Source organism: Alkalihalobacillus alcalophilus ATCC 27647 = CGMCC 1.3604 (genome assembly GCF_000292245.2).
GTDB lineage: Bacteria > Bacillota > Bacilli > Bacillales > Bacillaceae_D > Alkalihalobacillus > Alkalihalobacillus alcalophilus.
In genome coordinates this window covers 1-12,360 of the sequence record NZ_ALPT02000105.1, presented here as the reverse complement: position 1 = coordinate 12,360, position 12,360 = coordinate 1, and the positions used below count along the sequence as shown (strand labels likewise).

Below are 12,360 nucleotides of genomic sequence, written 5' to 3'. Positions count from 1 at the left end.
TATGAACCTTCTTGATGCCAAAAACTATCAAAAACAAAAACGTAGAGTTGCTAGATTACACGAAAGAGTAATGAACCAACGTGACGATTTCCTTCACAAACTAAGTACAGACCTCATCAAAAACCACGATATTGTCTGTATCGAAGATTTGAACACCAAAGGAATGTTGCGTAATCATAAGTTAGCCAAATCGATCTCGGATGTATCCTGGTCTGCCTTTGTATCGAAATTAGAATACAAAGCAAAATGGTACGGGAAAACCATCGTGAAAATAAGCAGGTGGTATCCATCTAGTCAAATCTGTTCCGAATGTGGACATCAAGACGGCAAGAGATCTCTTGAAATAAGGGATTGGACGTGTCCTATTTGCGATAAACATCACGATCGAGATATCAATGCCAGCCAAAATATTCTAGCTGAAGGGTTAAGAACCTTCTACACGGCTTAAAACAACATCCAGAACCGTAGGAATCGACGGGGATAGCTTGGTCCATAAGAGAAACCTCTGTCGGCAAAGAAATGCGCTGGCAAGTACGCTCTGTTCCCAAGAATCTCCCACTTCAAGCGTTAGCTAAGTGGCGAGTAGTTCAAATAAACTTACCACTAACACCTTTAACATCTTCAAAACAGCTCCAAAAACCCTACCTGATAAGGGAAAACTCAGATAGGGTGAAGTAAATATTTTGAAATAATTTTCGTGCTGTTTTTCTATCAGGTCCAAGAAAAAACTAGCTTCCTTGAAATCTATTATAGCTCATCGTCCGTGCTTTCTTCTGATTCGTCCTTTTGTTCGAGCTCAGCATCAACACTCACAGTTTCGTCCTCTTTTTCCGAATCTTCACTGTAAGCATCCTTTTTCTCCTCAGTTTCTTCATCTACAGACGGAGTATTAATCGGAGCTTGCTCTTCTATTAATGATGGGGCCTCTTCAGTGTTTGCTTCCTTTTCTGTTGGTTCTTCCGTTTCATTATTTTGGGTAGCATCTAGAGCGCTACTGTCAAATTTCCCGGCAGTTTCTGTTTCATTGCCTTCGTTATCTTCCTCTTCATTCTTAGCGCTATCGCCAGTTTCATCCGATTTTTCTTCTTTATTTGGATCACCTGTCCCTTGCCCTTCGCTTTCGATGACAACGGCCTCTTCTTCGCCGTAAAGGACGAGTAGGTCGCTTTGACTAAGTGGTGACTTTACCCAATCTTGAATGATTGAATCAACCGTAAACAACGGGATCGAATAGCTAATGCTGTCACGGTGTTTATCCATCGCTGAATTAATACCGACAACTTTTCCTGTATTTAAGGAAATGAGCGGCCCACCACTACTTCCAGGCCGAGTTTTTGCTGATGATTCATAGAGATCTAAATAATAGAAGCTTCCAATTGAAAAGTTCAGACCAGTTTCGGTAATCTGTCCACTCGTCATGGTGAAATCAGCTCCCTGTGGTGTTCCGAGTGTAATCACTTCATCGCCAATCGCGATTGAGCTTCCTTTTTCAAGTGGGGCCGGTTTTTGACCGATTAGATCATTCACAAGCAAAACCGCGACATCCGTTTCATTTGAATACCCGATCACCTCAGCAACAAGCTGTGGACCATTTTGTGGTTTGACATTGACGAATAAATCACCTTTGACGACATGGGCATTTGTTATAACAATTCCTTGGTCATTATAAAGAAAACCAGAACCTTGATGAGTGCTAGAATTAACCGTAAACACTTGGTTTTTTAGTTGCTGGAAAAGCTCATTGCGACGTTTCTCATTCGTATCTTGAGCTGAATCCGTTTCAGTTTCGTCTTCAACTTCGTCTATCTCATCTGTAGACTCCTTCTTATCCTTAGACTCTTCCTCTTTTAGGTCAACTTCACTTTCTTCTGGTTCGCGAGTTTCCTCCTCATTTTCTTGAGGAGAGGAATCTACTTCAACGACAACCAAGTCTTCTTCCTCTTTATTTTCTTCAATCTGTTCGGTTGGTTCCTCTTTTTCCTCAACTGGTTCGACGACGATTATCTCTTCGGACTCTTCATTTTGTTCAAGGAAAGCCGGTATGTAATTGTTCTTATCTTGTTGGTCGATAATTGCGGTTGCATGATCACCGACTTGTTTCGCTATAGAATTGGCATTTGTATAATATGAACTTGCTCCGATGCCAACTCCTAAGAACAGAACAGCGGCAAATAAAATGAAGATGACTTTATTTTTTGTGATTTTCGAAAAAAGGGAAGGATTTTTGCTATCGATTTCATTCAGACGATCGCTCATTGTATATCCTCCTTCTAATCTTGTATTAGAATCACTCGGTATGATAATAGCAATCAATTAATCTTCAAAAATGGATTCTAGTAAGAGTATACCCACATTATAACAAGACCTATCATTTTATAGGTGGAAAATTGAAATAAATTGTAAAAAATATAAGGAAAGATATAATTCTTGAGGGAGGAATAGAAGAATGTTTCATTTCTACTAAAAATGGACGTTAACTGTGCACTCACATTTAGTGAATTTCTATCCCTATAATATTAGACGTAAACAAAGCCGATTAGGTTTCAGTTTAAAGGGAATTTTTAGCTCCTTTTATAAAAAAGAACTGTTTATAAGCTTTAACATAGAGGAGTCGGCTCTAAGTAAAAGGAGGAGGTCACGGCAATCTGGATTAAAACGATAAGTGGAAGTGTAGGGTAAAAAAACAAAAAAGCGAAGCCGGAGCTCCACTTAATGTAAGCGTTATTTCTTTGAGCTGATCTTTCGGCGGCGACGCTTGCCTATTTTTATGTAAAGGCCACCATCATCTGAACGAAAAAAATGAATACGAAAAAGGGCTAAAGGAGTCCAAATTGATTTCATTTGATGCATAGGCATAAAAGTAACCCCCAAAAAAGTTCTATTTTATCAATCAATATTATCACGATTTCAAGATAATTTATAGGTATTTTTAAGTAATTATAGGTATTTTTAAGTGATTATAGCTATTTGCATCTACTTAATAAAAAAGTGTGACTACTAAAAATTGGATTAAGAGAGGTGTTGTTCAAAGAAGGCTGATTGCTTGGGAGTAGGTTTCAACAGGCTGAGCAAATATTGAGTAAATGAGCTGGGAAGATGAATCGAATTTTATATATGAAAAAAGGAGTGGTTCTATTTCGAATGAAAAGAGCCTCTTTTCCTAGTTTTGATTTCGATTTCTCTTATTAATTAACTTATATAGATCGAATGATTTGTTAAATAAAAGGATCAAAAGTCCCTTCCGAAAATATATTTAAAGCGTTTTCGATGGGTGTTTTCTCTTGATCTAAACTGAATTATGAGAAAATATAAAAAATATCCATTTTCATATGAGTTAGTAGTGTAAAAATAACTAGGTACTTTGATCCTTTAATATTACATTTATGTTACAGGGATAGAATAATATCATCATTTAAAGTAAAATATCAATATAAATATAGTCTATAAGTCATAACGAATTTAATAATATAAAAAGTAATAAAGGTAATAGAATTAGAACTATGAAAATAGTACTTGTTTTTCGAATAATTCAAACATAAGAGTGGGAGGATTTTAAGGATGGTAGAAAAAGCTAGACAATCAACAATGAAGAAAGTGGTTATGACCTCGACCGTTGCAACAGGTCTTGCCCTTGCAACTCCGATGGTGGCTGAGGCAGCATTAGGAGATCAGACACTCCGTTTTGGGATGAACCATTCAGATGTAATTGAGTTACAGGATGTTTTATCGAATAAAGGCTTCTTTACATACGAAAAGTCCACTGGTTACTTTGGAACAATTACAATTGATGCTGTAAAGGATTTTCAACGTGCGAATAATCTAACAGCTGACGGAATTGTTGGTCCGAAGACATTTGCAGCATTAGGAAAAGCTCAATCCTCAAATGGACAAGCGAGTAATAACAATAACTCGAATAATACGACGACAACAGCCCCAACCCAAGTCGCTTCAAGTGGCATTTTACGTAATGGAAGCCGCGGTTCTGCTGTTACGACATTACAACAGCAGTTAGCTTCACTCGGATACTACAAAATTAAAGTCGATGGCATTTATGGCAATGGGACAAGACAAGCCGTTCTTAATTTCCAAAGGGATCATAACTTATTAGTTGATGGAATTGCAGGTCCGCAAACGTTACAAGCTTTAGCGAATAAAGCCGGTGGACAAGCACCTCCACAAAATTCAAATTCAGGTTCTAGCAGTAAGCCTAAAGAAGAAACTGCAACACCAGCACCTCCTTCTAATATTGCAAATGGCATTTATCGAGTCGGAAGTAGCGGTAATGCGGTGACAGAATTACAAGCACAATTACGTTCTGTTGGTGTATTTAACCAAAACCCAACCGGCTATTTTGGAAAAGATACAGAAGCATCCGTCCGCGCCTTCCAAAGGTCTCACAATTTAACGGTTGATGGAATTGCTGGACCACAAACATTAGCAAAACTAAGAGAAGTAGCGACGAACCAAGGCGGTCAACAGCAAACAGGTAGTGGCAATTCAGGCAACAGTGGTGGCTCAAGCACAACATCACCAGCAGCTTTTGTGACAAACTTAATTGCGGAAGCTTCTTTACACATCGGAGTCCCATATTTGTGGGGAGGTACGACAACATCTGGGTTTGATTGCAGTGGATATATTCAATACGTCTTTAAACAACAAGGGGTTAACCTAACAAGAACAGTCGCAACACAATGGAATGCGGGAACTGCCGTTTCTCAACCGAGTGTTGGCGATGTCGTCTTCTTTGAAACCTATACAAGCGGACCATCTCATAATGGAATTTACATCGGGAACAACCAATTCATTCATAGTGGTTCTTCCACAGGCGTGACCATTACAAGCATGGACAACCCTTACTGGAAAGCTCGTTATCTTGGAGCAAAACGCCTCCACTAGAATAATAGAAACCCTCGACTGCTGCTGTGGTCGAGGGTTTTTTTTTTGTTTTTGTGATTGGTAATGGGAAAACTGAGTTGTGGGGATTACGGTGCGAATAATGGTGAATAGGTAATGAAAAAGCCGAGTTGCGGAGATTAGGGTGCGAAAAACTGGTAATAGGTAATGAGAAAGCCGAGTTGTGGGGATTACGGTGCGAATAATGGTGAATAGGTAATGAAAAAGCCGAGTTGCGGGGATTACGGCGCGAATAATGGTGAATAGGTAATGAAAAAGCCGAACTGCTGGAATTAAGGTGCGAAAAAAGTTAATAAGTAATGAAGAAACTGAGTTGCAGAAATTAAGGTGCGAAAAACTGGTAATAGGTAATGAAAAAACTGCGTTGCGGAGATTAGAGTGCGAATAATGATGAATAGGTAATGAAAAAGCCGAGTTGCGGAGATTAAGGTGCGAAAAAAGTTAATAGGTAATGAAAAAACTGCGTTGCGGAGATTAAGGTGCGAATAATAGTTGATAGGTAATGAAAAAGCCGAGCAGTTAGAATTAAGGTGCGAATAACGATTAATAGGTAATGAAAAAGCCGAGTTGCGGAGATTAAGGTGCGAATAGCGATTAATAGGTAATGAAAAAGCCGAGTTGAAGAAATTAAGGTGCGAAAAAAGTTAATAGGTAATGAAAAAACTGCGTTGCGGAGATTAGGGTGCGAATAATAGTTGATAGGTAATGAAAAAGCCGTGCAGTTAGAATTAAGGTGCGAATAACGATTAATAGGTAATGAAAAAGCCGAGTTGCGGAGATTAGGGTGCGAATAATAGTTGATAGGTAATGAAAAAGCCGAGTTGAAGAAATTAAGGTGCGAAAAAAGTTAATAGGTAATGAAAAAAATGAGTTGAAGAAATTAAGGTGTGAATAATAGTTGATAGGTAATGAAAAAGCCGAGCAGTTAGAATTAAGGTGCGAATAATGGTGAATAGGTAATGAAAAAGCCGAGCTGTTGGAATTAAGGTGCGAATAATAGTTAATAGGTAATGAAACTCACGAGTTGCCGAGATTAGGGTGCAAATAAAGCTTAATTGGTAATGAAATAAGAGTTTTGTCATAATTATAGTACCTATAAAATTCAATCTAATAACCCCACAAAAAAAGACCGTCCCAAAGTGAATGAAACACCCTTTGGAACAGTCCTAATTTATCATAATTAACATTAGTTATCTTTTGAATTGAGGAACTTGCGGCGGCGACGATTGCCTACTTTGATGTATATTCTACCATTGTCGGATTTAAAAAAACGAATGCGCACGAGAGCTAGAGGAGTCCAAATCGATTTCATTTCTTGAATAGGCACGTATATCATCCCCTTTAAATTATTATAAAATTCTTAATATTAAAAATTATATCATATACTTCCATCTTGATGTAGGACTTTTTTTACAAGTCTACTCTTTTTGTTCTTTGACTATAACTATACCCATCTCCTATGACTCGTAAAACCTATTGTACAGGTATGAGGTTACAGCTTCTTTTCTAGCGTTACATTATGTTTATGAGTTTTCAACAGATTATCACATAGGATTAAAAGGAAATTAAACTTATTTTTCCTTGTAATGCCTTTTAATTAAACAAAAAAATATTTTTAATGAGTCTTTAAAACTGAGAGGGTGAAACATTTAAATTATTTCTGTAATATATTCCGACTCTGGTACAGAAAAAAACCGCTCCATCCAAATGAAGTGACATCATTTGGATGGAGCGGCATCTTTTATAACTAAAAGGCTCTTTTCTAAATCTACTTTAACTTGCTATCGACTTGAATCACTTATTTTGTTAAAAAGTCAATCATATAGTCGGCCCAGACTTGGTGACCGGCTTCGTTTGGTCGACCTTCGTGTAAGTAGTCTTTGATCTCATCGGAATGGTAATCGGGCCATTCCGTCCAGTGGTTCGCGTAAAGATAGTCATTTGTCGTCGCGAACTCTTGAAGCTGTTCGATATCGAGATGATAACTTGTCGGACTATGAATCGGGTTCGATGGAGTGATAACGATTTCTAAATTAGATGCACGTTCTTGGATATCTGCTATCAAAGTTTCAATATCGGCAATCGTCGTTGTGATGTCGTATCCATTTTGAAAACGAATGTTATTTAAGACGAGTGGTTCGATGATTAATAGATTTGGTTCTGTTTCCAAGATAGATTCGATCATGGTGTCGTTTAATAAACTAGTTGAACCGGCCATTCCGACGGGGATTAAATTCGTTTCAACCTGTTCTTCTCCTAGTAAGTCAACGAGGTGTTCATTGACTAAATGTGGCCAAGAACCTTCTTCTCCTTCTCCTAAGGCGTCAGAGCCTAAATAAACGAGCGAGAGTGTATCTGTGTTATGAGCTTTAAGGACCGACCTGATAAGTCCTTCTACACGCTCTGGATGCGAATCCTCATCATGACTACCTTCTTCAGTTGAAAGGGTTAACTCTTGAGAGACCGCTTGGCCCTCGGCGTCACTTGCGATATTGTTTAGTTTAGCTTCGTATTGAAAATGACCGACAACTAATAGGGCTAAGCAAGCTACTACAAATAGTACTAATAGAACATTTTTCATTTGTCTTACAGCTCCTTTTTCAGGAAATTAGGTCTATCTGGTATCCAATCCTAGCTCAGGCGTTTCGGAAAACTCCAAAGCTGAGGATTTTTATTCGTTTGCTGGATCGTCTTCTTCATCTTCTGAATCGTCTTGGTCGTCTCCGTCTGTTGGTGGTTCGGATGGTACTTCCACTTGAATTTTTTCAAAAACAGCGGTGACGTTGCGGTTGCCATTCATCGTGACGGAAGTCGTTAAGGATGAACCAGAGGCATCACCTTGCCAACGGACAAATTTCCAACCGGATTCAGCTGTTGCGGTAATCGTTACATTTGTCCCTGCTTTGTACTCGCCTGAACGAGGTGAAACACTTCCTTGTCCACTAGTAGAAGCGGATAATGTATAGGTTTGCTCTGGTTGTGGTTCAGGTGTTGTGTTTTCTTTCTTTTTAAAAGAAGCAGTGACATGCTGGTCTTGGGACATCGTTAAGGTAATTGTTGGGTTTGTTCCTGTTGCCGCCCCGCTCCAGCTAACGAATTCCCAACCCTTTTTAGGGTGAGCCGTTAAAGCAACCTCGCTACCGGAAGTAAAAGAGCTTCCAGGAGCACTCGGTTGAATGCTTCCTCCTTCACCGGCAGTGTAGGAGAGAGTGTACGTTTGTCTTGAATCCGTTCCAGTTTCTTTTTCGTTAGCTGACCCTTGATTTCCATTTGTTCCTGTTCCTTCACCTTCATTGGACGTTGTTTGTTCCTGTTCAAAGACAGCATGCACAGAATAGTTACGGTTCATAAAGAGGGAAAGGTTTCGTTCAGTTGAAGGCATGTCACCTGACCATCGTACAAAGCGCCAGCCGCTTGCTGGAACAGCTGTTAAGGTCACAAGGTCATTTTCACGCACTTGAGTTAAGCGTTTGTTCGAATGAATCGTACCGCCGACGGAATGAGTCGCTGCTAATGTAATATTATTTTGTGAAAAAATCGCTTTAATACGCTTATGATCATTGACGACGATCGTTTCCGATTGGTTAGAGCTTTCTAAATCGCCTTCCCAACGGACAAATTCCCAGCCTTCAGCAGGTATGGCTTGAATCGTTACTTCGCTTCCGGTCGTGTAAGATAGCTGTTGAGGGGAGAGTTCAACCGTGCCATTTCCTTCTGTTTTAGTTAAAATTGTTTTGTTTTGACCATCAATGACCATTTCCGCTTCAAGCGTTAAATCTTGAACGGTCACTCGAATCGTTTCGAGACCTTCTTGTTCGGCGTTAAATGTGGCTTGTTGCTCGCTTGAGCTCGTGATAGAACCTAAGCCGTTCACGGTTGACCAAGTAGATTCGAACGACATTTCCGCACCCGTCGCATCTTCCGCTCTAATCGAGATCACTTTTTCTTCTCCGATGGCTAAAGGAAGCGACTCAGAGAAATCCTCTGTAAAGGTCAGAACCTCAACGACTTGTTCGAGAATAAAAAGGTCAATCGTTTGTTCGAACTCTCCTATAGAAGCGACAACCGTTACCTCAGCTGGTTCTTTGCCATAAAAAATAACGCTATCTTCTCTATCTTCCAATTCAGCTGCTTTTTCATCTGAGAGCGACCACTCATCAGCTTTTAAAGGAACTTCTTCCCCATTATGATCGGACCAAACGAGTTGTAAAGAGCGTTGAAAGCCTTGTTGTACATAGGTTCGTTCAGAAACTATCTCTATCCCAGCCGTTAGTTGCTCATACTCATTATGTAAATCTTCGTCAGACGTTTTGTCGATCCCGACTTGGAGTGTTGAAAGAGCGGCATCGATCTTAAATTGAGCCATATAGAACATGGAAAGGGACGAATAAAAGCTCGCTTCTCTTGGTAATAAGTCAATACCATCAAGTAATGTTTCTTCCGCTTCATCAAGGCGTGATAAAGCCGCATACGATTGGGCGAGTCTCATTCGGGCTTCGACATGATAAGGATCTTCCTCTAGTATTTTCGAATAGAGCTCGACACTTTTCTCATAATCAGCATCTTCAAATGATTGTTTCGCTTCTAATTCCATTGCCATCATTTTATCAGGATGGAGCAAGGAAAAGGTGACAATTATACCAATGATCATAACTGCGATACTTGCTGCAACAATCGACCATTTTTTCTTTAACATATGAATAACTCCTATTCCATATAGTTCTACTAACATCCGATATCATTACTATTATTATAGTGAATTGTGGCATATAGTGGAAGACTATAGGAGAAATTAGTAGGGATTTGTCGGGAGGAGACGACTAAAGGTCTCAACTCGTATAAAAGCGGAAAACCCACGAATCCCTAAAGGAGGATGAACGTGGGTTTTCAATCATCTTTGCAATAATTATTCGCCGTAATAATAGTAATAATGCCCTTTTTTCACTTCTTTATTATTAAAAACAACACCCAATAATTTAGAAGAAGTTTGTGTCAGCAATTCCTTTGTTTTCACCGCTTGATTACGGTCAGTTTTGCCGTTAGAGACGACTAGGACAGACGCATCAACACGATTTCCTAACACTTGAGCATCGGTTACCGCCATGACAGGAGGAGTATCAAGCACGATCATATCATACTTTTCTCCTAATGATTGCAAAAGATGTTCCATCGTTTTTGAACTTAATAGCTCTGCAGGGTTCGGTGGATTTGGTCCACTTGGTAAAAGAGAAAGTCCTTCAATCTCACTTGCCTGAACCGTATGCTCTAAATCTTCTTTTTTTGTTAAAAGACTTGTTAACCCACGCGTATTTAAGACACCAAATGTATGATGAACAGTCGGTTTCCGTAAGTCGGCATCAATTAATAATACGCTGTTTCCGTTCTGGGCTAAAACGATTGCGAGATTCGCCGCTGTTGTTGTTTTTCCTTCGCCAGGCCCAGGAGAAGTGACGAGTAATGTTTTAATTTGTTTATCAACGGAAGAAAACTCAATATTCGTTCGAATTGTCCGGAATTGCTCCGAAATCGGTGATTTTTTTCTTTCATGGGCAATTAATGCTCGTTTTTTTCCAGTGCTTTTTAATTCACGTCTAGCCAATCGTTTCCACTCCTCTTATGATTTTTGTTTCCCTTGAAGCTCCGCATCCATATTCGGTACGACACCTAGGAGTGGCAAGCCAAGTAATTTCTCTAATTCCTCTTCAGATTTAATCGTCGGATCTAAATACTCTAATAAGAAAGCAAGTCCAACTGCCGCCATTAACCCAACTACTAAGGCAATCGCCATGTTTAAAGTAGGATTAGGCTTAATGGGAGAAGGCGAATCACTAACAACAGCCGGTGATAATACGTTGACATTATCGACATTCATTAAGTCGACAATTTTTTCCTGAAACACAAGTGCGGTTGTATTGGCAATATTTGCGGCCGCAGCAGGGTTTTCATGTTCAACCGATAAAGTGACAACCTGTGAATTATTTTGACTAGAAACGGAAATTAGACTATTTAAGGAACTGGTCGACATATCAAGATTGAGTTCTGCCACAACAAGATCTAAAATAGCAGGACTTTTAATAATATCATTATAGGTGTTAATTACCTCAATATTTGTCCGGATATCCTGCTGGGTTATGTTTTCGTTAGTCGTTTGCGTTACTAAAATTTGGGTGGAGCTCTCATATATAGGGGTAAGAAGAAAATAACTCACTAAACCACTTATAACTAAAGCAATAAGTGGGATAATAATGAGCAATTTCAACCTTCTTTTTAATGTTGAAAAAATATCTTGTAAACTTATCGTCTCTTCCATAATTTTCAGAAAAACTCCTTCCGCAATAGGTACATGTATAATCTCCTAGAATTATATCATAATTTGTCAAAGTGAAAAGAAAAAAATCCATTTGCTGTTAATATAAAGGATCATCTATAATAGAAAGTAGTGGAAAAGAATAGAAGTCAACTTAATATGATAAAAAAGAGAGAATCAAGGAGAAAATCAAGATGAAAAAAGGCTTAAAGATTTTTGGGATTATTTTAGCGGTCATGTTTTTAAGTGTTGTAGGTTATGGTTTCTACCTTTATAATTCGCTGACGAATACAGTCGATCAAATGCATGAGTCAATCGATCGTCCGGTGTCCGATAAACGTGAGAAGGAAGTCAATATGGAAGAGCAGGAACCGTTATCCTTTTTAATTACAGGTGTTGACTCTCGTGGTGATAATCATTCAGGACGTTCCGATACAATTATTGTGATGACGGTGAACCCGAAAGAAAAGTCAGTTAAAATGTTAAGTATTCCTCGTGATACTCGTACCGAAATTATTGGACGTGGCTTTCAAGATAAAATTAACCACGCCTATGCGTTTGGTGGTGTGCAAATGACGATTAATACGGTCGAAAACTTTTTGAACATTCCGATTGACCATTATGCGAGTATTAATATGGAAGGATTTAAAGGCTTAGTTGATGCGTTAGGAGGAGTGACGGTTGATAATGCTTTCGCTTTTCAACAAGATGGGTTTACTTTTAATGAAGGTGAACTATTTTTAAATGGCGATGAAGCTCTCGCTTATTCACGCATGAGATACGAAGACCCACGTGGTGATTTCGGTCGAAATGATCGTCAACGTCAAATTGTTGATGCCGTCATTCAAGAAGGTGCTCAATTTAGTTCGATTACGAAAGCGGGACAAATCTTAAGTGCGGTTGGTGAATCGGTAAGAACAGACTTAGATTTAAATGGAATATGGGCGATCCAATCCAACTATAAAGAAGCGCGACATAATGTCGAGCAAATGGAGATTACAGGTTCGGGAAAAAGAATTGATGGGATATATTATTTACAAATACCTGATGAAGAAGTGAATCGAGTCAGTCAAGAATTACGCGCTCACTTAGAATTGGATACTAGTAATACAGCCTCTTCTCAATAAGAAGAGGTTTTT

The 12,360-nt window shown here is 39.0% G+C and carries 8 protein-coding genes; 3 read left to right on the top strand and 5 right to left on the bottom strand.

What is annotated here, in order from left to right; genetic code table 11:
- On the top strand, nucleotides 1-448 hold a 448-nt coding region (locus tag BALCAV_RS19000), incomplete at its 5' end, for an RNA-guided endonuclease TnpB family protein (RefSeq protein WP_040324246.1).
- A gap of 299 nt (nucleotides 449-747) precedes the next feature.
- On the opposite strand, the gene BALCAV_RS21345 is transcribed toward BALCAV_RS19000, so the two are convergent.
- On the bottom strand, nucleotides 748-2,256 hold the full coding sequence (locus tag BALCAV_RS21345) for a S1C family serine protease (RefSeq protein ID WP_003324286.1): 1,509 nt from the start codon (nucleotides 2,254-2,256) through the stop codon (nucleotides 748-750).
- A gap of 1,302 nt (nucleotides 2,257-3,558) precedes the next feature.
- On the opposite strand from BALCAV_RS21345, the gene BALCAV_RS18990 reads away from it, so the two are divergent.
- Nucleotides 3,559-4,896, top strand: coding sequence for a C40 family peptidase (locus BALCAV_RS18990; protein ID WP_235213150.1), 1,338 nt, complete (start codon nucleotides 3,559-3,561; stop codon nucleotides 4,894-4,896).
- Nucleotides 4,897-6,712: 1,816 nt separating this feature from the next.
- Here BALCAV_RS18990 and BALCAV_RS18985 read toward each other — a convergent pair.
- The 4 genes from BALCAV_RS18985 to BALCAV_RS18970 form a co-directional block, all read right to left on the bottom strand.
- Entirely contained in the window at nucleotides 6,713-7,495 is a 783-nt protein-coding gene (locus tag BALCAV_RS18985; protein WP_003322706.1) for an SGNH/GDSL hydrolase family protein, read from the bottom strand.
- A 90-nt stretch (nucleotides 7,496-7,585) separates the two neighbouring features.
- Entirely contained in the window at nucleotides 7,586-9,610 is a 2,025-nt protein-coding gene (locus BALCAV_RS18980) for an InlB B-repeat-containing protein (RefSeq protein ID WP_003322704.1), read from the bottom strand.
- Nucleotides 9,611-9,820: 210 nt separating this feature from the next.
- On the bottom strand, nucleotides 9,821-10,513 hold the full coding sequence (locus BALCAV_RS18975) for a CpsD/CapB family tyrosine-protein kinase (RefSeq protein ID WP_003322703.1): 693 nt from the start codon (nucleotides 10,511-10,513) through the stop codon (nucleotides 9,821-9,823).
- A gap of 15 nt (nucleotides 10,514-10,528) precedes the next feature.
- On the bottom strand, nucleotides 10,529-11,224 hold the full coding sequence (locus BALCAV_RS18970; RefSeq protein ID WP_003322701.1) for a YveK family protein: 696 nt from the start codon (nucleotides 11,222-11,224) through the stop codon (nucleotides 10,529-10,531).
- 191 nt (nucleotides 11,225-11,415) lie between these two features.
- Between BALCAV_RS18970 and BALCAV_RS18965 the strand changes: the two genes are divergently transcribed.
- On the top strand, nucleotides 11,416-12,348 hold the full coding sequence (locus BALCAV_RS18965) for an LCP family glycopolymer transferase (protein ID WP_003322700.1): 933 nt from the start codon (nucleotides 11,416-11,418) through the stop codon (nucleotides 12,346-12,348).
- The last annotated feature ends 12 nt before the right edge of the window (nucleotides 12,349-12,360 follow it).